The sequence below is a fragment of the Vibrio sp. 2130-1 genome (genome assembly GCF_033339515.1).
Genome location: NZ_JAWOUT010000004.1, coordinates 380,674 through 406,782, shown reverse-complemented (window position 1 = coordinate 406,782; position 26,109 = coordinate 380,674). Strand labels below are relative to the sequence as shown.

20 protein-coding genes are annotated in these 26,109 nt (G+C 41.8%); 1 reads left to right on the top strand and 19 read right to left on the bottom strand.

All coding sequences use genetic code 11. The features are described 5' to 3' along the window. Positions 1–191: 191 nt before the first annotated feature. Positions 192–725 carry a lipocalin family protein gene (locus tag R7Q09_RS08520; RefSeq protein WP_017820207.1) on the bottom strand — a complete coding sequence of 178 codons (534 nt, stop codon included), beginning with the start codon at positions 723–725 and terminating at the stop codon, positions 192–194. A 307-nt stretch (positions 726–1,032) separates the two neighbouring features. Between R7Q09_RS08520 and R7Q09_RS08515 the strand changes: the two genes are divergently transcribed. Beyond that, positions 1,033–1,413, top strand: a complete 381-nt coding sequence (locus R7Q09_RS08515) for a cystatin domain-containing protein (protein ID WP_005387498.1) — start codon at positions 1,033–1,035, stop codon at positions 1,411–1,413. Positions 1,414–1,472: 59 nt separating this feature from the next. Here the strand turns inward: R7Q09_RS08515 and R7Q09_RS08510 are convergent, their stop codons facing one another. The 18 genes from R7Q09_RS08510 to tssM all read right to left on the bottom strand — a co-directional run bounded on the left by R7Q09_RS08510 (position 1,473) and on the right by tssM (position 26,093). Further along, on the bottom strand, positions 1,473–4,529 hold the full coding sequence (locus tag R7Q09_RS08510; RefSeq protein WP_318070635.1) for an SMC family ATPase: 3,057 nt from the start codon (positions 4,527–4,529) through the stop codon (positions 1,473–1,475). Positions 4,530–4,538: 9 nt separating this feature from the next. Further along, on the bottom strand, positions 4,539–5,672 hold the full coding sequence (locus R7Q09_RS08505) for an exonuclease SbcCD subunit D (protein ID WP_213970842.1): 1,134 nt from the start codon (positions 5,670–5,672) through the stop codon (positions 4,539–4,541). 358 nt (positions 5,673–6,030) lie between these two features. Then, the gene (locus R7Q09_RS08500) at positions 6,031–6,870 is read right to left on the bottom strand and encodes an NAD/NADP transhydrogenase subunit beta (protein ID WP_158155199.1); all 840 of its coding nucleotides are present in this window, start codon (positions 6,868–6,870) and stop codon (positions 6,031–6,033) included. After that, positions 6,871–7,161, bottom strand: coding sequence for a PAAR domain-containing protein (locus R7Q09_RS08495; protein WP_005375969.1), 291 nt, complete (start codon positions 7,159–7,161; stop codon positions 6,871–6,873). An 11-nt stretch (positions 7,162–7,172) separates the two neighbouring features. After that, positions 7,173–9,008: a type VI secretion system tip protein TssI/VgrG gene (tssI, locus tag R7Q09_RS08490; protein ID WP_318070636.1), complete on the bottom strand. Its 1,836-nt coding sequence runs from the start codon at positions 9,006–9,008 to the stop codon at positions 7,173–7,175. 49 nt (positions 9,009–9,057) lie between these two features. Next, on the bottom strand, positions 9,058–9,537 hold the full coding sequence (locus R7Q09_RS08485; RefSeq protein WP_005375967.1) for an Hcp family type VI secretion system effector: 480 nt from the start codon (positions 9,535–9,537) through the stop codon (positions 9,058–9,060). 208 nt (positions 9,538–9,745) lie between these two features. Beyond that, positions 9,746–12,313, bottom strand: a complete 2,568-nt coding sequence (tssH, locus tag R7Q09_RS08480; RefSeq protein ID WP_318070637.1) for a type VI secretion system ATPase TssH — start codon at positions 12,311–12,313, stop codon at positions 9,746–9,748. Between the two features lie 10 nt (positions 12,314–12,323). Beyond that, positions 12,324–13,289, bottom strand: a complete 966-nt coding sequence (tssG, locus tag R7Q09_RS08475) for a type VI secretion system baseplate subunit TssG (protein ID WP_005375963.1) — start codon at positions 13,287–13,289, stop codon at positions 12,324–12,326. After that, positions 13,286–15,109 (bottom strand): type VI secretion system baseplate subunit TssF, encoded by a 1,824-nt coding sequence (tssF, locus tag R7Q09_RS08470; RefSeq protein ID WP_005387518.1) that lies wholly within the window; start codon positions 15,107–15,109, stop codon positions 13,286–13,288. The genes tssG and tssF overlap by 4 nt, the downstream gene beginning before the upstream one ends. Further along, positions 15,106–15,570, bottom strand: coding sequence for a type VI secretion system baseplate subunit TssE (tssE, locus tag R7Q09_RS08465; RefSeq protein ID WP_017635621.1), 465 nt, complete (start codon positions 15,568–15,570; stop codon positions 15,106–15,108). The genes tssF and tssE overlap by 4 nt, the downstream gene beginning before the upstream one ends. Before the next feature lie 7 nt (positions 15,571–15,577). Then, positions 15,578–16,372, bottom strand: coding sequence for a type VI secretion system accessory protein TagJ (locus R7Q09_RS08460; RefSeq protein ID WP_318070638.1), 795 nt, complete (start codon positions 16,370–16,372; stop codon positions 15,578–15,580). A 10-nt stretch (positions 16,373–16,382) separates the two neighbouring features. Next, positions 16,383–17,894 carry a type VI secretion system contractile sheath large subunit gene (gene tssC, locus R7Q09_RS08455; protein WP_225473122.1) on the bottom strand — a complete coding sequence of 504 codons (1,512 nt, stop codon included), beginning with the start codon at positions 17,892–17,894 and terminating at the stop codon, positions 16,383–16,385. Between the two features lie 52 nt (positions 17,895–17,946). Then, positions 17,947–19,440: a type VI secretion system contractile sheath large subunit gene (gene tssC / locus R7Q09_RS08450; protein WP_005375950.1), complete on the bottom strand. Its 1,494-nt coding sequence runs from the start codon at positions 19,438–19,440 to the stop codon at positions 17,947–17,949. After that, positions 19,440–19,970 (bottom strand): type VI secretion system contractile sheath small subunit, encoded by a 531-nt coding sequence (gene tssB, locus R7Q09_RS08445; RefSeq protein WP_005387524.1) that lies wholly within the window; start codon positions 19,968–19,970, stop codon positions 19,440–19,442. The genes tssC (R7Q09_RS08450) and tssB overlap by 1 nt, the downstream gene beginning before the upstream one ends. Before the next feature lie 15 nt (positions 19,971–19,985). Next, on the bottom strand, positions 19,986–21,101 hold the full coding sequence (gene tssA, locus R7Q09_RS08440) for a type VI secretion system protein TssA (protein WP_318070639.1): 1,116 nt from the start codon (positions 21,099–21,101) through the stop codon (positions 19,986–19,988). Continuing rightward, the gene (locus R7Q09_RS08435; RefSeq protein WP_005387527.1) at positions 21,094–21,888 is read right to left on the bottom strand and encodes a PP2C family protein-serine/threonine phosphatase; all 795 of its coding nucleotides are present in this window, start codon (positions 21,886–21,888) and stop codon (positions 21,094–21,096) included. The genes tssA and R7Q09_RS08435 overlap by 8 nt, the downstream gene beginning before the upstream one ends. 9 nt (positions 21,889–21,897) lie before the next feature. After that, complete coding sequence (tagF, locus tag R7Q09_RS08430) at positions 21,898–22,593, bottom strand: type VI secretion system-associated protein TagF (protein WP_005387528.1); 696 nt, start codon at positions 22,591–22,593, stop codon at positions 21,898–21,900. Next, positions 22,575–26,093, bottom strand: a complete 3,519-nt coding sequence (tssM, locus tag R7Q09_RS08425; protein ID WP_213872419.1) for a type VI secretion system membrane subunit TssM — start codon at positions 26,091–26,093, stop codon at positions 22,575–22,577. The genes tagF and tssM overlap by 19 nt, the downstream gene beginning before the upstream one ends. Positions 26,094–26,109 lie beyond the last annotated feature (16 nt).

The window sequence follows — 26,109 nt, the reverse complement described above, 5'->3', positions numbered from 1 at the left end:
GATAGAGCAACCTTTCGACGCTCACTCAAATTTATATAAGCCCCATCACGAGTAATCACAAATGATGGGGCTATATCCATTTTGACCACATTAAGTTACGCCGTAACAAATTACTGTTAAGCGAAATGACAAACTGAGCTCTTAATTAGGAAGCTTCCCCTCTGTCCGCTTTTTCAGCCACGCTGATGAACTTAAAGTTGTCTTTGTTTCTCTTGTTCAACAAAAATGAGCTCGTCGATAGCGAAACCTTTCTCTTTAGCTACGTACTTAAAGCGCTCCACTACTTTCTCATCAACGTTAGGCGTTCTAGACAATAGCCACAAATAGTCGTGGTTGTAACCGGAAACAAACGCATAGTCATAGTTTTCACCTAGCTCAAAAACAATGTAAGAAGAGTATATTGGCCCAAAAAAGGAAACCTTTAAGTGTCCAACCGTTTTATCTTCAACAAAATAAGCTTTGCCTTCAGCTTCTGACCACTGTCGCTCTTCTTCGGAATATCCACGGTTTATCACCTTAACCCCACCATCCTCGCGAACCTGATACTCAGCGGTAACGTTGGATAAGCCTCGCTCAAATGAATGGTCTAGGCGTGCAATTTCGTACCACTTACCTAGATATGGCTCTAAATCGAAATTATTGACGGGTTCCACCCCATCCGGCTTCGAAGTACAACCAAATAAAGTTGCAAGTGACAAAAGTAAAAATATTTTTATCGATTTCATACAACACCTAAATTTTAATTAGTGATTGATTTTACTCTAGAAGATAACAAATCGATCACTAAGCCGCACCATCGCCCTCATAGGTACACATCACAATTCTTCATCATCAATAGCGCGCTGAACACCGAAACCTCGTCATCTCAGCAAATCGATAACAAGATTGCTCTATTTTTGACTTACAAGCTGACCATGATTGTACATTTTGTCAGCATTTAACCCTATGCATATAGAAACTTTGCACAACATAGACATTCGTAGGCATATCACCCTCCTATAATACGTTGCGTTATAGACAGAGGTTATTGTTATGAAATTAAAAACAGTGTCAGTTTGTGCACTTTTGGTGTTACTTGCAGGTTGTCAGCAGGAAAAGCCGAGCGAAACGACACAATTAACGACCTCGGCAGATGTATGTAATGCACAAGGAAACATGCCAGGTGGGTGGAATGAGTTTAACGCGACCCCTGATGCACAAAAGGCAATGGCCTTTGTTTTAAAGAAAATGGACACAATAGCGTCGTTTAAACAAATACTGAATGTTCACGCGCAAATCGTTAGCGGCGTCAACTATGCTATTGAGTTTGAATTGGATGATGGCTCTGTTTGGAACACGATTGTTTATCGCAACCTCGATGGCGAATATGCGATTACCCAATCGCCAAAAGAAGGCCACTTTTGCGAACAGTAGCAACTTAGTCAGAAAGCCCCTAACAATAGGGGCTTTTTGATCTAACAGTAATCACTGAATTAGACAGCGAAGCGACATTGAGATTTAATCGACACCGTTGAACCAAGTCTTGATGGTTCAACATCAATCCTCTGCGCCATTTGCTCTTTCAGCTCAGAAACGTGAGAAATAACACCGATCATGCGCCCAGTCTGTTGCAAGTCCACTAGCGTTTGAATAGCAAGATCTAAAGACTCTGGGTCTAAACTACCGAAGCCCTCATCAATAAATAAAGTGTCTAAACGGATACCGCCACTATAGGATTGCACAACATCCGACAAACCAAGTGCCAGAGCAAGCGCTGCCATAAATGATTCACCGCCGGAAAGTGTCGCAACATCACGCGTTTTTCCTGTGTAGCCATCTTCAACCATTAAATCTAAGCCGCGACCCGCTGCGCCTTTGAAGCCCTCTGTTTTTCGAGCAAGAATATAGCGCCCTTTACTCATAAGGCTTAAGCGTTGAGAGGCCTGAATCAGCACATCATCCAACAGTACACCAAGAACAAAGCGATGTAGGCTAACCCTGCTGCCTGTTTTACCGCTAGCAACGTCGTACAACGTACCAAAGACTTTGTATTCTTCTTCTAACTTACTATTTTTCTCATGCAACACGGCAATATCTTTACGAACCTTTTCAAGACGTTCAAATATTGAGCGTGTGGTATCAAGTTGATTCCTTACTTCAATATATTGCGCCTGCAGAGTGGTTAACCTGTCGTTAAACGACTCCAAATTAGGCCTTTCAAGATCTTTCAATGCATGATTTAAATCATGTAGTGTTTGCTCAAGCTTGGTTTGTGCCTGTTTGAAACTGTCTATTTCTTGCTGCCAGGCTTGAAGTTCATCATCTCCCACTCGACTACTTAGATAATGGCTTTCATCCTCAAATTTACTCGCCTGTAGTGCCTCATTCCACGCTAATTCTGCTTGGCTAAGTTTTTGCTCTGACTCAGATAACCACTGCTTGTTCGTCGCTAAGTGACTTTCCGCATTTGATTTCTCCAATATCGCTTGCTGCAAAGCGGTTTGCGCCTTTTCTAAGCCTGTGTTCAAACTCAGAATTTGCTCTTTTGTCAGCAAAATTTCACGTTCAAGCAAGTCAGCGGAACTGTATTTTGGGTCAATAGAAGCTTGTAATTGAGCCAATTGTTCTTGGTTCGCTTTAACGGTTGATTCATTTGCCGCCATTTTATTCTGCAGCTCATAAATTTTATTTTCACCCACGACGCAGCGTTGATTAAGCTGTTCAACGTTCCTTTCTAGTTTTTCAATATCAATAGCTTGTAGACGTAGGAGTTGAGCATTAAGCGCTTGCAAATCATTTTGAACCGTCGAGATCTCAGATGTAGCATACTCACCCAACTCCTCTTTCAACTGGTTACACTGATTCTGATACTGACTAATGACAACGTTATGTTGTTCTAGCTGATTGCTTAGTTGGTTCAACAAGGTTTGAGCTTCTCGCTCTTTCGCTCTAGCCGCCTGAACTTGCTCTTTTGTAACGGCTTCTTCAACAAACGTTGCGGGGTTAGGATGCGTTTCGCTACCACACACCGGGCATGCTTCACCTGCTTTTAGTCGCTGCGCTAATACTGCTGCTTGAGCGTTGTGCCACTTAAGCTCTATCGTATCAGCGTCTTGTTGACACTGCATATAGCGCTGACTGGCTTCGTTTAGTGACTGCTGCTTACCTACAGTTAGCGCATTGAGTTTAGAGAGCTCTAAAGTAAGATCATGCAGCTTTTTTAGATCCTGTAGCAGCCGTTGTTTTTGTTTTATTTCCGCATCGATGCTGCCAATAAGCGCAACATCAACTCGTGCTTTCTCTAGCTCCTTCTGTCCCTGCTGGGCCTGTAACGTTAACTTATCTTTTAGTTCTATGTACTGTTTTAACGTTGCTTCAAATTGTTGTTTTTGTTGATAACCCGCCGTTATTTTACTTTCCAAATTGTCTTTCTCGACCAACTTGTTTTTCATACTTTCAAGCTGATACTGCAGTTGCGTTAACTGCGGGACCTTTGCCGCGGCCTCTTTTGCACTTTGCTGCAAGTTTTCTTGTTCTCTCGCAACGACATGAGCTTTTTCGAGACTCTCTTTCAAAGCTACGATTTTTTGCCTAAGCTCTTGCGTTTGAGCTTTTGCATTTTGTAATGAGACGTAGGGCAACTCTATCTTATTGGCATTTTTAGCGTTTTCTAATTGCTGTTGACGAGCTTTTATCGAATCTGAGTGTTCTAGATGCAGCTTGAGTGCGCTTTCTGCTTGCTCTCGTTTCGAAAACTCTCCATTCAAGGTTTCCGCTTTTTGCAATTCAGATTTAGCAGTATTGAGCTTATCTAACGCTGCTTGCTCATTCTGTTTATCAGACTCTAATTGCTTAGTTACTTGTTCCAGTTGTTGTAATAGTTCTTGTTCAGAACTCGCTTCTGCAACTTGTAAAGCACCTCGAATTTGATTATCAAATTCGCCTTTCGCTTTACTAATTGCACTCGCTTTATCTTTGAGCGCGTACTCAATTTTTTTATATATGTCAGTTTGAAAGAGTTGGCCAAAAATTTCTTCACGCTCTTTAGAGCTAGCAAGCAACAGTTCTCGGAATTTTCCTTGAGGCAACACCATAACTTGACGAAATTGAGTTTCATTCAAGCCAATAATATTGCTAACTTCAGTTTTAACCTGAGTCGTCTTGCTGGTGATAAGCGTTTCAGTCTCACCGAGTTCATAAAGAGCAGCAGTGTGCTTTTTAATCGTCATCCCTTCACCACGGGCCTTGGGCGCTTTCTGCTCAGGGGATCGAACAACTCGGTATTGTTTGCCGTGTAACGAAAATTCGAGAACTACTTCGGTTGGTAAATCTTGCGCGGATAAGTCACACCGCATCTGAATACCTTGTCGCTCATTACCTGTGGTTTCACCATAAAGGGCGAAGCAAATGGCATCTAAGATCGACGTTTTACCGGAACCTGTAGGACCATTAATCAAAAATAGAGGGTTACTGCCAAGCTTCTCAAAATCAATGATTTCAGTTTTTGCAAACGGACCAAAGGCTTGCATGATTAGTTTAATTGGTTTCATCTTTGGTCCCTATTGCTGTGATAATTGCTTAATAATGTCAGTAACAGCTTGCTCTTGCTCTTTAGACAACTGGCTATCTTGCGCCTCAATAAAAAAATCTCGGAACATATCAATTTCGCTTCGCGCCAACTTTGCTTGCGCCATTTCCTGCTCTACCCCAATTAACATGCCAGGTTTCTCAAGGTGTAAAACGTTTGGATACACTGAACGAAGTTTTTCCATTGGGTTTAAAATCGCATGTTTATCCATCAAACGAACTAACAAATAATCTTCATTCTTAGGGTCTGTTTTTCCTTGCTCAATAACTTTATCCAGCTCGCCCTCTACAATACGCATTTCATGAGGAGCCGTAAGATCAATATGCTTTGCAGAAACGAATCCTTTCTTGTTCAGTTCAACTAACGTGAAACCTTTTCTCTGGTTCTGTTCACCAAAGCTATACTTCATGGGAGAGCCAGAGTAACGGATATGCTCTGCGCCTTTCTTTTGAGGCTGATGCAAATGACCAAGTGCGACGTAGTCAAAATCTAAGAAGTGTTCATGACTCACGCGATCAGAACCACCAATAGATAATGGTCGTTCAGAGTCTGACTCGATGGCCCCATCAACAAAACAGTGACTCACGAGTACGCGCTTTTGCTTAGAGATAAAGCGCTCTTTAATTTGCTCAACAAGCAATTGATGAGCCTCATCATGAGTGGATACCGAGGCTTTGTAGGCAAACCTGACCTGTTCAGGGTCGTTATAAGGCATACCATAAAACGCGACCTCATCCCCAGAATCCGTTTTTATGATGATGGGAGTGAGCATATCTTCAAAGTTGCTAACAATATGAAGACCTGCATTTTTCATTTGCTCTGAGCCGAAACCTAACCTTTCTGCACCATCATGGTTGCCAGATATCAATATCATTGGTGTTTCTAACTCGGTACAAATGCGTTTCACGACTCGATTTAACAGTTCTATTGCAACCGTTGGTGGCACCGAACGGTCATAGATATCTCCCGCCACTACAACTGCATCGACGGGGTTGCGTTCAATATAGTTAATCAGTTGTTCGAGTACTGCTTGTTGATCTTCGAGTAGTGATACGTTGTGGAATTGTCGACCAAGATGCCAATCTGAGGTGTGGATAAACTTCATTCGAATTCACTTTCCGCCAATTCTATGAGTAGGCTTGCTTCTGTCAGAGTCCATGTACCGTTTATAAAAGGGAATGCGTCACGGGTGGGATCTCGAACAAGCCAAAACTCAAGTTATTTTATATCGGTAAGGATATCTTGAGTCGAACAGCTTTTCATGTGGTTTGTGTTCTATGGCTGGCTATTTAATCAGAAAGCGAGAATAACACTGTAAAAACGCGGTGAGCAAAGCTATTTTGACAAGCAAGCTGCGCCTAGTCATTGTCCAAACATCATTAAAGGGCCAGTTTCGAGTCAATCCCCCATAACATTTGCATCACTAAAACCTCAGCTACTAGAAGGAAAAGCAATAGCCAGACCTATTCACTACGCCAATTGTATATTACTCCTACCGCATAGCCATCTGGCTCGATGTCGGCTTGCAACACGTGAAAGTCTGGGCAGGGGCTGCTTCTTTGAAGCTCATCAATCACTAACGCTTTTAAAACGCCGCCACATGCACCCAATCCGCCAAGTTTGATATCAACAAATTGATACTGAGTTTGATCGGTCACCCACGGAGACAAGAATTGCATTGAGTTTAACCATTGCGGTTCTTCCTCATTAACGGATAAATACAATTGACTGAGTGGATGTTCACAACTTACTCCTAATTGCTTAAACACTTTGTCCACGGCGATGCGTTGTTGTTTGGCATCTAAATCAATTCGAACAACATCAGGCACAAGACCTGAATGTCGAAAAAAACACTTGGTTAAAATGATAGAGCTTTGAGGTTTGACATGCCCTTCTACATCGCTCGTAACCTCTATAGCCAGTATCCAAGTCGCTTGCGTTTCATTAACTTCACGATTTATCCGATTTAGTGCCATCAAAAATGCAGCTTGGCCATAAGGATAAAAGTAAATTTCAGTATTGACAGTTTGGTCAACGAAAATAGAAAGCTCGCTTATCAATGCTTTAAGCAAACTTTTGTCTACCGAAGATGGTAAAAGAACACAGAGATTCCCCTTGATATCAGCTTGCTCAAGACTCTCGCGCTCAGAGCGCACGAGGCTTAATATATGCTCATCTATTGATTGAGCAAAGTCAGGGGGTCGGATTTCCTCGGACAATCTAAAAGAATCATCAGCTATCTCGCGAACGGTGTGTGAACGGCCATTAAAGGATAGAAGATGCGTTTGAAATGCGAGTGGCATCTAGCCTCCGATTAAAACCGTAGGCATACCAGATAGAATTTTGCCACCATGAGACGTTGAATCGCCGACTCTCGCGGCTGGTTTACCGTTGATTGTTACGCTAGAAGAACCTGCTGAGATACTATCCGGAGGACCGATACAAATAAGCTTGTCGCCTTGTCTTGCCGCAGGTATCCCGCCAATCGTTACGTTTGGTGAACCAACAACGACGGGACCACCGACATGCGGTATCTTTCCTGTTTTTTTAGGGCAAAGATGAAAGCTGCCCAAAATTGCGGCTGGTTTACCCACTTTAAATCACCTTAGTTCAATGAAATTTGCCCAGCTTTAAGAGCAATAGCTGAGCCGTTAATGGATATTTTATTACCTTTGATATTGATTTCTCCAGAGCTAGACATCTGAATAGAAGCACCACCTACTTTGATCTCGACGCTCTTTCCTGCATTAAAAGACAGTACTTCACCCGTTTCATTCGAAAAGTTTTTACCTACTTTCAAGCTCGCGTTCTGACCAACCTCTTGATTAACATCATTGGTCACTTTTTCGGTTTTACTGTTTTCAACGGCGATATCAACACAGTCTTCAACTAGCATTTGGAACAGTTTTTCAGCATGAAGATAAATGTGCTCTTCACCAGGCTTATCATCGAAGCGCAACTCATTAAAATTGGATGTACCTTTTTGTACAGAGCGTGATTTATAACCACTCTGAGAACTTTGCTCTGGTAAAGCGTAAGGAGGGAGTTGACTACCGTTATATAGTGACCCCGTTACGATTGGTTGATCAGGGTCTCCGTTGACAAACTCGACGATGACCTCTTGTCCGACTCTAGGGTGAAACACCGACCCCCATCCGTTACCTGCAATATTTTGCGCAACACGAATCCAACATGAACTATTTACATCGTATTTACCAACACGGTCCCAGTGAAACTGAACTTTGATACGGCCATGTTTGTCTATGTAAATTTCACCATCTTTGTTCCCCGTAACTACTGCGGTTTGCAAACCTTTCATCTGAGGTTTCGGGTAGTTAACTGAAGGACGCAGGATTGTCTTTGAGTCAACACAACTAAACGAGACTTTGACACCTTGCGCACCGGTCCCACCTTGACCAGTCTGGTTATAAACAGCAGCAGACAAAAAAACAGAAGACAGTACATATTCTTTGCCGACTCGAGATTTATCTTCATGCTTTTTAAACTTGAAGCACTTGCCTACACTGAATGTTCTGCACGTAGCCTCGCCACGACACAAATATGCACTTTGCTGTAGTGCTTCTATTGCATGCGTGTTTCTCAGTGCGTATTGATCATTGCTCTCCATTTCACCCATGTATTCAAAATACTCGCTTCCAGGTACTGTAAAAAAATCACTTTCACCCTTTGCAGTATTTTTAGGATTCGAAGAAGGCTTGAGCATGTTATAGCCTGACTTTTGACTCGCTTTAGTAGTCAGAATTTGCGTTTCATGCCAAGAAGAAATGTGGCTAGACTTCGCCGTACCTGTATCAAAATCGACTAAAAACTCAGTACCCGGCTTATAAAAACTGATGTCATCAAAAATATTGAGCGTATGGGCAGACTTAGTATGTGTAAAACAAAATGATAGCCCCTCCTCCGATAACAGACGTCGAACAAATTCAAGATCTGATTCTTCATATTGTACTTTGTATGTGTATTTAGGATAGGACTCGGTTAACTCAAAACTAAAGGCAACACTATGCTCCGATAGTACTTCAGAGATAATTTCCTTTATATCTTTATGCTGAAATATTCTGCAATTTTTTCGATATTCAGCGAAACGTAATTTAGGCTCTATTAATAATTCTATGTTTTTATAATTTTCGCCTTTATGTGTATTAGAAACCCTTTTCCCTTCTAATCTTGCAGCAGAAACATAACCATGCATATAACGAGGATTTGAAGAAACATCCTCATTATTTTCAAGGGTAATGGTAACTTCCTTACCAATAATTTCGTTTAACTCACTTCGTTGATCATTAAAGTAAGCTTTAGCACGCAATGAAAAAAGTTCTGAGATCTCTTCTCTATACTCAAACGAGTTTAGTATGATGGCATCTTTACCGAATGGCGAAGAAATTCGGATGAAATTGTTATCTTGAGTTGCTCTTTTCATTAAATACTTCTTTCAAAAAAATGCGGAGGAATACTCCCCCGCATGAAAATTACATTTGTTGACCTTTAACACCGCTGTAGCCGTATACCAATGGAGCAGAAGTGTTGTTCTTATCGTCAGTAGGAGTCACTGTCATCATCATTTCTGTGTAAGAAATTGTGATAGTTTCAACTGGACGATCGTCTTGGATAGAAACTGAGTAGTTAGAAATCATCGCATCAGTCAGTTCGATCTTCATGATCTCTTCAACCTTCTCACCCTGCTTAGTAATATGGAAAACCGCTGGTTTACCTTTACCAATCGTCGCTTCTTTAAATAAGTCAGGAGAAGAACGGTCTTGAAGTTTAGTGATAGTCAAATCATATAGACGAGTAGCGCTCGCTTCACGGTCCATCGCTGTACCAGTGTATGATGAGATCTCACGACCTACACTCCAATCTACAGATAGTAGTGTAATCAAATCTTTGTATTGCTCGGCTGTTGCCTCACCCTTAATATCTGCGTATTTAAGATACGTATTAGACTGCATGCTAATCTCCTATAGCATTATTAATTGACATATATCGTAATAATTTAATTATCTGACGTTTGGTGATAATTAGTGATTAATGTATCAAAAACTTCATTTTAAATACGCCCTGTTATATCTTTAAATAAGATTTAATTTAAGCGTTTTTTATAAAAAATAATAGTTAATATGAACCAACTCCCAATTATTATTGAGAGTGTAAAGGATGTTAAACTATTGAGACATCAAGTCCACTAGTTGTACCTTTAACAATAATTTCATCAAACGTCTTATCATTAAGAATTGCATGCAATATTTCATGAGAAATCTTCGGAAGCAATGTATTTTCTATGGTTGTTTGTACCACACGCGCACCACTCCCAGACTCATTGCTATTGTCTACAATATCATTAATTAGTTCCTCATCAAAAAACAGGTCAGCGTTATAGTGCTTACGAATACGAGTCGTAATTTTATCTAACTTTAATTTTGTTATTTCTATCAATACTTTTCTTGATAGAGGCAAATAAGGTAATACATTCACACGCCCTAAAAATGCTGGTTTAAAGTCAACCAACAAATCATCGCGTAAAGCATCTTTTAGTGCTGACGGCTCAGGCGCTAAATCAGGATCAGAATACAAAGACATCGTCGTTTCGGTCCCTGTGTTCGCGGTCATAATAATAATAGTGTTTTTAAAGTCTATATCTCGACCTTCACCGTCTTTAATTGAGCCTTTATCAAATACCTGATAAAAAATATCTTGAACACCAGGGTGCGCTTTTTCCATTTCATCGAGGAGAATTACACTATAAGGTTTACGTCTAACAGCTTCAGTCAGTACACCTCCTTCTCCATAACCGACATAACCAGGAGGAGAACCTAATAGCAATGAGACTTTATGCTCTTCCTTAAATTCCGACATATTGATAGTCGTGACATTTTCTTCACTACCATACACTTTCTCTGCAATCGCCAAAGCCGATTCGGTTTTACCCACTCCGCTTGGTCCGGTTAGGAGAAATACACCATTTGGTCGTGTCTCATCCGTGAGCTGCGCACTCGCGGTTTTTATCACTTCAGACATGAGCTCTAAAGCGTGATCCTGCCCGACAACTCGCTTACACAAACTTTCTTTCAAACCCAATACTGCTTGGATTTCATCATCCTGAAGTTTACCCAGCGGTATACCGGTCCAATCCGAAATAACTTCTGCGATTAGCGCTTCATTTACATGCGAAAAAACTAAGGGCTGTGAGTTAGCGGAGAGGTTATTTTCAAGCTCTTGTAACTTGTCTCTCGCAGTCTCAGAACCCTCCTGGATTATTTGGGTTCTAAGTGACTTAGCTTCACTTACCCATTCTTTTTCTTTTTCCCAAAGTACTTCTAATTCAATAATGTCATTAGATAGCGCATCAATCTCTTTTCGGACACTTTGCAGCTGTACATCAAGAGATGCTCCTAGCCGATTCTCTTGGCTAAGATGCTCATACTCAGCTTGCTTTGCTTTAAGTTTATTTCTTTTCGCATCTAGGCCTCCCGGTGTAGATGACTGACTTAACGCAACTCGAGAGCAGGCCGTATCCAAAACAGAAACCGCTTTATCTGGCAGTTGACGACCATTAATGTATCGAGCTGAGAGTTGGACCGCTGCATTGAGAGCTTGGTTAGTGATATGAACATCGTGGTGCTGTGCCATTACATCAAGTAAGCCTCGTAACATTTCGATCGCGAGTTCAGGGGCTGGCTCATCAACCTTTACGACTTGAAAACGCCTAGTTAAAGCTGCATCTTTTTCAAAATACTTTTTATACTCTGCCCACGTTGTTGCTGCGATCGTTCTGAGTTCACCTCTCGCTAATGCTGGCTTCAGAATATTCGCCGCATCACCTTGGCCCGCTTGCCCACCACCGCCAATTAGGCCATGAGCTTCATCAATGAACAATATAATAGGCTGTGGAGCGTCGTTTACTTCCTTCACAAGGTTCTTAAACCTGTTTTCAAACTCACCTTTCATGCCTGCGCCGGCTTGCAGTAACGCCAAATCCAGAGACTTAATTGCCACATTTTGCAGAGCGGGAGGTACATCGCCATCAATGATCTTTTGCGCCAAACCTTCAACAACGGCTGTTTTTCCAACACCAGCTTCTCCGGTAAGAATCGGGTTGTTTTGTCGGCGTCTTAATAAAATATCGATCATTAGGCGAATTTCATTATCTCTACCAATCACCGGATCTATTTTACCTTCCCTAGCTTGCTCAGTAAGGTCTGTTGTAAATTGATTCAAGGCGGAACTCGCGTTTGACTGTGCTAAGTCATTCGATCTTGATTGAGGCGCATTACTTTCTTTAAAGTTCAATAAGCGAGATGGTTCTATCTTGTTTAGTTCAGGACTAATCGAACCAGCCATGTTGACTAACGTATCATCAGACAAGTAGGCAAATAAAAGATGGATGCACCCCAACTGTTCTTGATTGAATTCAATGGTTGCAGACAACAAGGCATTTTGCATAACAGTCACCGTATGAGCTGATAGCCCAGGCACCGACTGGCATCCTGTTTTGTATTTTTCTAATGCCTTTTGAATATCGGTTTCAACCTTGATTTTATCGACATCAAATTCGTCAAAAACTTCAGAGTAAATATCGTCAGGATGGCGGATAATCATCATTAACCAGTGAGACATTTCAATACTGTGATGAGTTCGGGAGCTTGCCATCGCAGCTGCCTGTTCAAGTGTTTCCTTAGCCTGAGGAGACAATCTTTCGACCAACGCTGAAAGTGAGAGTGAAGCCATTACATTTCCTTTAAATAGTAATTGTTATAGTTCGATCTTTTGTACGTTCGTGTTTTTTAAGCACAGAACCAATACCTAACTGCCCCTGCTGTTTCGATAAACAAGCTTGTGGTAGCAAACTATGTTTGGTGGTGAGCTGCCACTTCAGTTGTTTATGTTTTCCAATCAACTCATAAGCAGCGTTCTTAATGATTGCTATATTGGGTTGGTTAGGAAGCAATTTACTAACTAGCTGTTTATCTTTTGGCAGAAATTCTATTGTTGTCCCCGCGTTGATATTCCATGCTTTCGAACCCAAAGACGCTCCTAAACCAAGTTGAGCAAACTGCCCTTCAGGCATAGTTCGGGATGCAAGGCGTGTTTGCTCTTCTTTCGTAAGGTGTAACCATTGTCCTTGAAATTCATGAACTTTTACTTGGCATCCAGATAAACATTCAAGAATACTTTTTAGTCCACCTTTACTTCTCACTGGTGAAGCAAACACACCACCATAGTGCCGGGACAGTGAACTCCCTTTCCCAGTTAATGCCGATTTACAGCTTTCTAACGGCGAACGCGCGCCCTGCGCATGCGCACGAGACTGAACAGTCAGCTGACTCAGTTGCCAACATCGATAATAAAGAGATAATAAGCGATGATTGAAAATATCGTAGAAGTCCACCATAGCCGTATCGCCTTCTTTTTGGCGATGTAAAGCTAATTCACTATAGTGCTGGGGAAGCACACCTTGCTCACCCGTTAGGCCTATTAAATTGGTCTCAATCTCTAACTTGCTGTCATCTATATTTTTCAGTTCACAAAGCTGAGCATTTTCAAAACCTAATGATGGATTAACCTTTAAGTTTAGCTTTTCATGCTTCGGTAACGCATCTGTTCCTATTTGCGCCTCTGCTTGCAGAACTTCGTGTTCAATAAGATGAATCGCTTCAAACAATGGATGTTGCTTTAATTCTCGATAAAATTGTTCCGCGCTCATAGCAACACCTTATCGCCAGTTAATGCGGGCCATAGGTGGAAAGACTTTCCTGTGGACTTAAGTCTTATTTCTAACTGCGTAAAAATGTTAATTTCAGCATATTGCGAGAAGTAAACAGATAAAACACTACCTAAGAGAAAGATCTGCTCTTTAGGTAAAATTTGATCAGAAACCGTCAAAATAATTTTTATACCGTGCGCAAATCCAACTTTGCCTTTCTGACTAATTCTTCCTGTAGTAGGCTCAAACTCTAACTTAGTTAAAGCATCGATTACCGCTTTCGTTTCTGCTGTCCCAGAAAATGCATAGAGATTAAGGGTCTGCTTCAAAGTTGCTAAACCATCTTCCTCGGTAAAATGGTTTAAAGTTAAAAGCTTAGTTAACTGCCATCGTGTGCTTTCATCCATTTCTGGCCGAATAGTTTCTGATAAAGAAACTAAACAACGAACAGATTCGAAATTGTCATTTACCTCCGGTAAAGATACTTGCGGCAGCCCACCTCCAAATGGAAGTTTCTGCGCTAAGTTGCGGTTACAGCACTCAGCTTCCACGTACATTAACCAGTTTTCCCGGCTATCCGGGCTGAACAATTGATGTTTTTTATCAACAAAAGAAATGTAAGTTTCTCTACCTGGCTCATCATACCCACCAGCCCAGTTCTTATCCTCACGTCTCATCAACCAATAAATCTCACTAGTGTTCGTATAATGCGTGTGCTCACCAGCGTGATAACATGGCAAATTGTGGTACGTTTTGTTCCAGTTTCTCAACGTTACGTCAGAAATTGAGACAACCTCATTACTTTCAGCTTCTTGGTATTGTGGAGACAAGTGGTAATCGTATTCAGTTGGTAGAATACGCTTAGGCTCCATAATACTTTTAAATAAGTTGATCACAGGCACACAGCCTACCATTAAGCTTTCTTCGTCCACTTGCTTTGGAAGCCAGTCATCGTTGGTATCAAAGTAAAAATACAGTTCGACTTGCTCTCTAAGATCTAGCTCTGATAATCCAAGTTCGGTGATATCAAAGAACATAAACTTCTCAGGAAAGTGTAAATACTCAACAAGTAATCTTGCTCCTGAAAAGCTTCTTTTACTGTATGGCACAACTTTCTCATCTTCTGAAAATCCCACTTCAGAAAGATGTCTTTTGGTTAAAGGACGAACTTCTTTGCCATCCACAACAACAGATAAACCAATTAGGTTTTGAAACAGCATTTGGTAGAGCTTAAAAGTCAATTGAGATTGACCGTTTAAATAGAAGCGCAGCCGTTCTACCCCCATTTCACCAAGAGGAGTCTCTTCATCTTGAGCCGTGAGCTGTACTTTCAAAACTGAATGAGCATTGCTTTCCCATCGTGAGCCAACTGGCTTGAAAGGCGCATTTTTAAAAACGCCAGAGGTCACATCAACAGGATACATTCTGACCGGATAACAAGTTCTAAACTCGCACTCATGATATCCAGGAGCACCGATAACAACTCGCTCGCCTTCTTCTACATCAAAATAAGAGGAAGTGGAGTTAGAACAGCTCATTTTAATGACTGACATTGACGGGATTGGGGCGTGAAAATCCGGATATAACTGTCCCATCAAAGACTCTGTAAACTGAGGGTAACTATTGTCTAAGCTTTGTCTAATCCTTGCTGTTAGGAATGCGCAGCCTTCTAACAATCTTTCTACGTGTGGATCGTCAACCTGTTCCTCACTAATACGAAGTCTCGCGGCAATCTTGGGATACTGCTCACCAAACTCTTGCCCTTTGTGACGCAAATAAGCTAACTCGCGATTATAGTACTTGAGAAACTCTTCACTCATTTTGCTCTACTCAGTTTCATACCTAAATTTACCGGCTCTACTTCAGAATTGAATCGCACTTCATGAATACTGTTATCAATTAAGCAAGTGGCATTTATCTGTAACCTCAATACCCTATCAATAGCGTTTTTCTCGTCCGAAATCTGGACATGAGGGTTCCTTAACCTCGGCTCAAACTCTTTAATTGCATCATGAACGATGTCGCAAAGCTGATTCTGCCCTTCTTGGCTGCTATAGGGCATTGAGGAAAAATCTGGCAGCCCATAATTCAATATTGAATAACGAACCTCTAGAAGATCATCAGGAATGTTTTTCCATCCAATACGACTATTCAGCATCGACTCTAGATCTCTAAGTAAGCTGCTCAACATCTGTTGCTGGCTTGCAGGGAAGTCTTTCTCATCTCGAGTGAGAGGATCACTATCTATCAATTTGTCGAGCAGAGAAACGGTTAACGACATGATATTTCTACGCTATTTGTTTCTGTTCTAATAATGTAGTCAAATCACAGATTGGAAGCGCTGAGTCACCGACTAACCAACATTTTTGACCCAAGCCAACAAAAGATTCTTGCTCACCAATCTGCTTCCAATCCGTTTCTCGACCTAACTTTTGCGCATCGGTCTCTGAGTCGACATACGTCAAAGGCATATGGCCTTCGCCTTCACCAAGTCCATCGATATCAAACTCGACAGGTCGCCAAATACTCTCTAACAAAGAAGTAGGTGCTTTAACTTCTAGCGTATGGATGCTCGATATGGGTACAAGAAAATAGTTACCTGCTGTAGAAAACAGTTCAATGTAACCACCTAAACGATCATCAATATCTCTAGCATCTTCGTAGTTTGTGCCGTTTACGTTAAACCCTTTAATAGTACGATGCTCTTCAATGCGATGTGATAGACGTGACGCTTCTTCGTACTCTTGATTTCCGAGAGCAAGATTAAATCGAACAAGATCTTTAGTTAATTCCTCATCACCTAATACTTTGGCACTAGCCGCACCATTAATAAAATCCTTTCTAGCTTGAGCTGCTTTCACTAAATGTCGCAGCTGACTTGCACCAGGCAGATACTCAGGAAACAATTTAATCGATTGCATGAGCTGAGCGTCCGCACGCTCGAAGTCCCCATCAATGCACAGAAGCTCAATGAAAGAACTTCTCAAGCTCGCATCTTTAGGCGTTGCTTTAATTTCATCAATTAATTGCTCTAGAGCGTGTTGCAATAGGCCTTGGGACAAAGCATTTTTCCATTGAGTCATTGTTATTTCCTTACACCATGTGCTCTGGTGATAATTCGGTAATTAATTTAATGCTAGATACCATTTGATCGAGTTGAAAATGCGGTCGCAAATGGATAACTGAGTAATAATGTCCAGGAGTTTCTCTTTTCTCTCGAACTGTAATTTTTGCTTCATTTAGGGGGTATTTAGCCCGAAGCTCATCAGACGCTTCATCTGATGCGGTAGTGTACTGGTGTAACCAGCGTTGAAAGTCACGCTCTAGGCTTTCCGCGTCTTGATACCCACCAATTTTGTCACGCCCCATAACCTTGAGATAATGTGCGACTCGCGATACACACAATGTGTATTGCAACATCGATGTCAGTTTTGCATTCGTTGAAATATGCTTTTCTGCGTATTGTTTGGGCTTGTAGAGAGATACATTCGAGGTCATCCCTACCATATCGGTCTCAGGTATTGGAGAAATAGAAATAAAACCGCACTCAGACAATTCTTGTTCTTTTCTCTCAGAGATTTTCAAGTTTAACGGACATCTTTCACGGTCATTCTTGCCATTAACACGCATCGTGCTCCTTGTAGGAGCGACGATAATACCCTGACTGTAATCGCCTTGTTTAATCCCTCGCATATGCGTGAACCAACCATGTTCCTGAAATGCTCTAATTGATACGGCAGCAAAACAGTACGCACTACTCCCCCACAGCAAATCTCGGTTGGAGTCGTAGATGTGTTCTTGAAAGTTGAATTTATCATTCCGCGAGCCATCACTTTTGTATGGCTGACGGAACAAGACGTTAGGTGCAGTCAAACCAATAAATTTAGCATCATCGTTGTCTCTCAAACTACGCCACTTTGCATAATCTTCCTGTTCAAATTGGGCTGCTATATCTCTTATCGCAGAGAGTTGAGCGAAACTATCAACACCAAACATCTCTGGCGACGCAGACATGATAAATGGGCTGAATGCTGCAGCTGCAGACTGAGAGATCTTACTCAACACAGACAGATCTCTATCAAAATAATTTTTACTAGGATCACAGCGAAGCTGATAATCTCCAACCACCACACCAAAGGGTTCTCCCCCTGCCGTGCCATATTCATTTTGATAGAGCAACTTAAATAGTGCTGATTGGTCAAACTCGATGGCTTTTAAAGCATCTTTACTGATTTCATTCCATGTCGCCGTTAAAACCTTAACTTTTACAGAATCCGATGAACGAGAATCAACCTGTTCACATAAATACCTAACTCCAACCCACCCCCTTTCGAGCTGTTGAAACTCAGGATGATGTAATATTTCATTGAGTTGAGATTCTAATAGCTCATCAATGCGGTTAATTGTGTTCATCACACTATGACGAAAGCTGTCCAAATCTCTTGAACGTGTACCTTCTAACCAAATTCGCGCTGACGCTACAAGATCAGAAGATTCATTGAATCGAGTCAACCACGGGCTATCAAGTTCAGCGTAGCCTCCGGTACTGAACTCATGTTTTAGCTTGCTAGGGTCGCGAAAGTTAAGTGACACTGCTAATTCCATCTAGAACATAAAGATTGGTCATGGCTGGCCTTTCGACCAGCCAATTCATTTCTTATCCACCTGACTGAGGGATCTTGGCCACAAGTCGCAAAGATGTCGTCAGTTCTTCCATTTGCAACCAAGGTTTCAGCCATGCTACGGCATTGTAAGAACCAGGTGCGCCAGGAATTTCCTTAACCTGAACACGAGCGTCTGCTAGAGGGTATTTCGCTCTGATCTCTTGACCACCGCCTTCAGAAGCATTGACGTAACCTAGGATCCAGCGGTTCAGCCAAGACTCAACGTCTTCTGCTTCCATAAAGCTACCAATTTTATCTCGAGCCATTACTTTCAAATAATGCGCAAAACGAGATGTTGCCATCATATAAGGTAGGCGGGCAGAAATGGCCGCATTGGCCGTTGCTTCAGGGGATTCATGATTCGCTGGTTTTTGACAGGTTTGCGCACCAAAGAACACTGCATAGTTGGTGTTTTTGTAGTGACAAAGCGGTAAGAAACCAAGCTTACCAAGCTCCGCCTCACGTCTGTCGGTAATACCAATCTCTGTTGGGCACTTCATATCAGGGTCGCCATCATCACTCATGAAGAAATGCGTTGGCAAGTTATCCACTCGACCGCCGCCTTCTGCACCACGGATGGCAGTACAAAATCCATATTTTGAAAATGCGTCGGTTAACTTAACACCAAGAACATACGAAGAGTTCATCCAACAGTAGTCGTTATGTTCAGCGTTAACAGCAATACCTGAAACAGGATCTACTTCGAACTCTTCAAACCCAAACTCTTCGACTGGAGCGGTAGCTTGTCCGTATGGCAAACGAGCAAGGACTTTTGGCATCGTCAGACTAACGAAGCGCGAATCGGCACTCTCGCGGAACGAACGCCATTGGGCGTATTCTAGTGATTCAAATACCTTATCTAGGTCGCGTGGTTTTGACAGCTCAGTCCACTCATCAAAGCCGAATAGTGCTGGTGAAGCCGCGGACAAGAATGGAGAGAAACCAGAAGCCGCTACATTTGACATTAGGCGTAACGACTCAATATCTTCTGGGTGGTTGGTAAACTCATAGTCTCCAATCAATGCACCATACGGTTCACCACCAGCACTACCAAACTCAGACTCGTAAACCTTTTTAAAGATCTGGCTTTGATCAAACTCAACAGCTTTGCTCAAGTCTTTATGTAGCTCTTTCTTGGTCATACTCATCATGCGAACTTTCAGAGTAGAGCTGGTCTCTGAATTCATCACTAGATAATTTAAGCCGCGCCAAGAACCTTCGAGTTTCTGTAATTCTGGGTGATGCATTACTTCAGACAACTGATCAGAAATCTGCCTATCGAGCAAATTAATCGCTTCACGAAAAGTTACTGTTAGGTTTTTGTTCCAAGTAACTGTCCCTTTCATTGCTTCTTCAGCGAGCGTTTTAATCAGCTCCTCAGCACGAGAAGCTTCGGTCTGCTTAGTCGCACCAATAGCTTGATCTAAGAATGAAGTTGTCTGTTCATTAACTGTTGGATCTAACTGTTTTTCAGCTTCAGTCGTCATTATTCCGCTCCTTCAGTACTGTCTGACTTCGCTTTCTTGTCAAGATCTAACTCGCCTGCAAGTCTTGCCAGATTGTCCGTATTGTTCAAAACATCCTCTAGGATATTTTCAAGCTCTTCTGAGCGGTCAACTTTTGTCATCAAATCACGCAGTTTATTACGCGTTTCCATCAATTGGCGTAGTGGATCAACTTGATTTACGATCGCAGCAGGCTCAAAGTCTTGCATTGATTTAAAGTTTAAATCGACCTCAAACTGTGAATCGTCATTCGCAAGCTTATTCGCAACTTTAAACTTCACCGATGGATTCATTTTTTTGAGTACATCGTCAAAGTTATCTCGATCGATCTGAATAAAACGGCGGTCTTTTAATGGCTTCAACGCTTCTGTGTTTTGACCAGCGAAATCACCCATTACACCTACAACAAAAGGCAGTTCTTTCTTAAGAGTTGTACCTTCAGTTTCAACATCATAGGTAATGTGGACACGAGGCTTCCGTACTCGTGATAGTTTCGAGTGGATACTCGTCATACCATTCTCCCTTTATTAATTTTCATTTTGTTCTGCTATGCCAACCAAACGGAAGTAGCTTTTCTTTGCATCCCCGTCGGAGATAAGTTCCGCCAGTAACTCCGGCAGAGGCATCCCACACCAACGAATGATCTGTTCGATGGAGTAAGAAACTGGTGAGTGAGGTTCACTCTCTAGGAAGAAATCAGCTACTTGCTGCAATTGTCTAATTGCCTGCTCTCGTGATTTCATGTTTGTCGCTAATAATGCATCACAACTTTGTGAACTTAACGGTTGTTCAGAAGAAGATTCATCAAGATCCTCTAGCTCTTCAATCACTGCTTGTGGTTGATTAAAACGATCTCCAAGAAGGTGCTTTAATGCCGAGTGTATTGATTCAAGTCTTTTTGATATATAAGAACTAGGAGTCACATCACCGACCGCTTCATCTAATCGCTGACTGAATTCATTAAATGATTCCTTAGCGAACTCCAAATCCGTGATTAATTCTCGATAAAACGTATCAGAAGTCGACTTAACCGTAGTTGTAATTTCAGATAGCTCAACAGCCCCAAGCTCGACTCGATTTCGGCGCTTATCTTCGTCTAAGCGCTCAAGCTCTATAGCTTGCTGATATTCCCAATAGGCATAAGCTTGCTCCACGCCTAAGTCAGTCAATGGTATACAAGCAATTGGAAAAATAAGTGTTCCTTCACTATCGATACCATTGAGGCCAATAATCGCCGATATTCTTGTCTCAATACCATCTTCATCAGGCATTGGGTACAGATCATCCCAAAAGTTCTCAATTAAACTGGTTGCGAGTTTGTAGCCAACGCCCATACCACGAAAACCATACAATCGAGTTAGGGCTTCTATAAGCCAGGCAACAAATTCCAAATCTTTAGACTGATTCGTGAGTATTTCTGGGACATCTTCAATAAATACTCGCCATAAATTACTGTGGGTATAGATACTTTCTTCTTCTATAAGAGCATTACGTTCAGCGTTGCGGGCGGCCATACGCTGATCTTTCAACCGATAGTAAGCAGACTGTGGTGATACATCCTCTCTAGGATCAACACCTGTAGGATTTTCTTGAGATATAGGGGCCAACGCTTGTTCATACCAATCAAACATTTCATTACTCATAAGCTCTCCCTCTTAGAAAGACAGGTATTGTCGCGTCTTCTCTAGTTACTGTTTCACACTCCGTTTGCGCTTGGCGAACTTTGATCAAAGCACAAGTTACGTTATCACTTGCGCCCCGAACCAAAGCCGAATGCATGAGCGCTAATCCAGCTTGGTTGACTGAGTCTGCATACAATGTCCGATGAATTTCCTCACTCGTAAGTTCCTTAGAGAGTCCATCGCTACAGAGTAGAAACTGATCGCCGTCAGCCAACTGCCCTGAAACTTGATCAATAGTGACACTTTCGTCGACCCCAACAGCTCTGGTAATAACATTTGCAAGAGGGTGAGATTCGGCATCTTCAAATGCCAATAAGCCCTGATCCACTAAGTCCATGACTTGACTATGATCACGTGTTTTTTGGACAAAATTACCACTTCTAAGCTGGTAAATTCGGCTATCACCCACCCAAAGACAGTGGTAATACCCATCCTGAATAAACAACAAAACAAGTGTTGTTCCCATCGTTTTACCGTCTAAGTGATTTTGTGCGTATTGGTAAATTTCTAAGTTCGCTTCTTGAACCACTCTTCGGATATCATCGATACTAGTATTGGAGACATCCTGCATGTGGCGCGCGACTCTATCCACTAGCATCTGGCTTGCTATATCGCCAGCACTGTGTCCACCCATTCCATCGGCAACCACCCAAATATGCTGTTCTGTCATATCCAACAGAGCATCCTCGTTATAAGGGCGTACTTTTCCTGCGTGCGATTTAGCAAAGGTAAAATAGTTCCAATTCATTCTTCTATCCTACCAATTCCACTTTTTCCAGCCGCCATCAAGCATGGCTGAAAACTGACCAATTGAAGGAAATCCACTAGTAATGAACATGCATGGTTCAACCTTCGTTGAACCTTCAGTCCACCAAAAACATGGTTTACTCAATTTTTCTTTAATGAGGTAATTCAAAAGCGTATTTTGATCAGTATTGCCGTGATCATGAAAAACTGTAGATATTTGGCTTTGATAAAGAAACTCTAGAGGCCTCACTTCACTTGTTACATTCGCAACGAGGTCATTTTTTTCTTGAGTACTCTTATGCCAAACATCAAAGACAAAGTCGTCCTCAAGTACTGAAAGAGCAAGAGCGGCACTGTCCTCTGTCCAAGCTCTGTCACCCCAATATTGCGCAGCTTCACCTTTTACGGCACGAGCTATAGTAAAGAAAAAGTATCTACCGCATGCATCAACACTAGGAATCATGCTACCAATGTAGGTTGAGTCTTCTAAATAGCTAATATCCAAAGCAAAGTGCCACACAGGAGCCGTTAAAAAGTGCTCATTCCAGCTTTCACCCAGTTGTTCCCTGCTGACTGCAATAACCGCCTGTTGCCAATCATGCCAACGCTCCGAGAAATCTTGTGATAAACCATCTTTCACAAAGTCCCCTTTTGCAGGCATTTTGCCGATATATCCCCAGCCTGATGTTATAAGGTTCGTGGACATCTGAACCTCTCCATTTCATTTGACCAAAACGGATTAATGGCACTAGAAGGAATAAGCTCTAGTTGCACCTTGTTTCCCTTTAAATCAATCATAACTATATTGTCTTTACGCGATTCTGGCCTTGCTTTAAGTGATTGATCCAAAAGCTTGAATATGCCCCACTCACCTTCATAGGTATGCGCAATTTCGCGTTTAGATTCAGGTGGTGTGAACACAATTCGAGTCTGATCTTGACCGGCAGGCCAACTCAACGATTTAGCTCTTGCTGGTCCATGCTTATAAACCAAATCTTGTCCACCCAACTCTAAGACAAATCGAGTAATGTGCTGGTCTAGATAAACAGGCTTCATCCCAAACTCTACGCGTAATGAATTATCAGATTCAAAGAAAGACTGCCTGATACGTTGCGCTCTTTGAAAGACCATTAGTGTTTCTGGACGAACTCCAATTTCCTTTTCTAATCGCCAACGACTTTTCGAAGTATCCACAAACGGTTCGAGGTATTCTTGGAAGAATGCGTCAAGAGTACCTCCATAACCAAAGAATCGCTTAAAGTCTTTCAATCTAACTTCTCTGCTCGCGTTGGGCTCGAATGGGTATCTGCCAGCAATAGTCCGCTGATAAGGGCGGACCACCTGTGTTACCCAAAGTTGATTTAGATGATCCTTCGAACCGCTCTCCGCAAACTTAACCGACTCTTGAGAAAGCTCACCTAGCCATTGATTAAATGGTCTCGGCAAAAGTTCTTTAGCACGAGCAAAGGAAGCTGCGACATCTTGTGTAACGGTTCCATCTAAAATACTTTTGTAGGCAATTTTCTGATTGTTACCAGAGCTTGATAAGTCACTTAAATACGAACGCAAGTTAACCATTGCTTGTTGAATATCATCAAAGTCTTGCTCACCAAGGCGTAAGATCTCTGAAAAATGCGATTCGACTTCTTTACCTGGCAGAGCAACATTGAAACCGTTTTCTTCAGGTAAATACATGTCTAGTCTATCTGCCGTATTTGAAAACTTAACTTTGGCAACTTTACCAGCAACTTCAGAAGCGGCTTTTTGATTTTCTGACAATGATACTTTTGATAGAGCAACCTCTTTTTGGATTGCTCTCAACAAAGATTCGATTGGTCTTTCAACTCCAGATAAAACCCTCGCTTGCTCTGTCGCAAGTTCTAGGCTCGGAGCCTGCTTCAATTGAATATCTTCGATCAACGTTTTCCATTCATTAACATAATCTTGATAGTATCGTGACTGAACGCCTTGGATGGCACTATCTTGATCAATTTCATGAGCCTTAAGATCGTCACCATAAACCCAGTTCTCTTCCATTAGGCTTTTTACTGTACGGTTGATCTGAATCTGAAAAATGCTATGAAAACCATTGTACGTGTAGAAACCCGAAATGCCTTGTGATAGCGGTTTTCCACTAGCTCGCTCGAACTGCTCAAGCCCTTTAGGTCCCAATACATCAGTCAAGCGAAATGAAGGTACATGACTCTTAGAAAATTGTATTTTCATTCGCTGATAAGCACGTTCAGGTAGAGACATTTGAGTCAACACTTCTCGAGCACTCGTCACAGCAGCAGTGTTGTAAGTAAAGCCTTGTCCATCGTTGCCTAATAAATATTGAGTGTGCTGTAGCAAGCGTCTTCTTAAGTCTGCGTTTAGCTCACCCGGATATTGACGTTCGAAATAAAAGTTAAACCAAGCCAACACTTCATCTTGTTGATATTTGTCTGGATTGAATAACATCAAATACGTTTTTAACGTTTCGTACAAATACTCACGATGCTGTTGATTGCTCTCCATTTCTGACACCAGGCTATCAAGAAGCAAAGGGGCGAAATATTGGGTCAAAGCATCAGAATATGCATTGTTTGCCGCCTGAGATACTTTGTCTCCTTGATAGAGACCAAACCTCTTTACAGAGTCGGCATCACCGTAGTTGCTTTGCTTTCCGAGAGGAAGCGTCATCAACCTATCTAATGTTTCTACAGCTGAAACAATATCCGCTTCAAAATCTAAACTTTGAGCGCCAATCAGTGCATCAATATGGCTAGCTTGTTCATTGGTATCGACAATTAACTGTGAGTTCCACTTATAACTCATAAACCAAAGCGCAGAAGCTCCTAGCAGTAGCGTTGTACATCCAATGTAAACACCTCGACGCATCCAACCTGACTGCTTTTGATAGTGACGATTAACTGTTCCTAACAGTTGCTCTTTGAAAATAACCTTGTCAAAAAGATTCTTTACGAAATAACTATGAGAACCAGTCTGACTCTTTGCTAGAGCTAAACGATTTAACCCAAGTCCATTGGTTGATTCATTCATCAGCTTATCGACTGGTAAGCCTTCTTGAACCGAACTCAACATAAACACACCACGAATCAAGGCAGGCTCTTCAAAACTGTTTTGTGCAAAAATTTCAGCTAAAAACTCGTCAAGATTAGCTTGTAGCACTCTTAATTGCTTTGGAAATTCAAAGATAAGCGCGCGTTTATCTAAATCGTCCTCAGTTTCAAGTATTCTAAGCATACGGGCATCAAGGCGCTCCAACATGCCATGAAACTCTTTGTTGAATAGAGAAATAACGCCTCTTTCATCATCCACTTCACGAGGGAACATGAAACCAAATAAATCATCTCGTTCTTCCTTACTTAAATCGGCAAAGAATTCATTGAAACCGGCAACTAAATCCATTTTGGTGAGCAATACGTAAATCGGAAACTGCATGCCTAACTGGTTTTTCAGTTCTTGAAGTCTCGACTTAATTGCTCGAGCATGAAGACTTCGCTCGGTTCGAGTCTGAGACATCACGCTGGCTAAGCTTATCGTAACAATCGCACCATTAATTGGTCTTTGCGTTCTATACTTTTTCAACAATCCTAAGAAACCATGCCACGCTTTAGAGTCGACCTTTTCTTGACTGTCTTGTGTCGTATACCGGCCAGCCGTATCTATAAGAACTGCTTTATTTGCAAACCACCAATCACAGTGACGAGTGCCACCTACACCGGCAATAGAGTCAGAGCCAAGGCTGTCTCCTAATGGAAACTCTAACCCCGACTGCTTTAATACGGTTGTTTTCCCCGTTCCAGGAGGGCCAATCAATACATACCACGGTAAGTCATACAAGCTTCTCTTGCCTTTGTGTGTTTTCGTCACTACTTTGACAGCTTGCTCAATACGCTCGCGCATTAAGTCAATTTCACTTGCCGCTTCTTTATCTGATTGGCTATCAACCTCAAGCAACGTTTGAATACTTTCGTCTTCTTTCACCTTTTGCTTATGCTGCTTGGTAACGTTAAATATCGCCCAAAGCAACACCAACACTAGAATAGTGACTAGCCGTTGAAAGTCACTCTTTAGGGGCTCATATCCCGCTATCGTAATAAGTGGACCAACAACCCAAATGAAAATAGAACAAGCAGCGACACCGATAAGACCGAGAAACCATCTTTGAGTAAATATTCTGCCAATTTCTTTAATACGCATCTCTATCTACCTATTA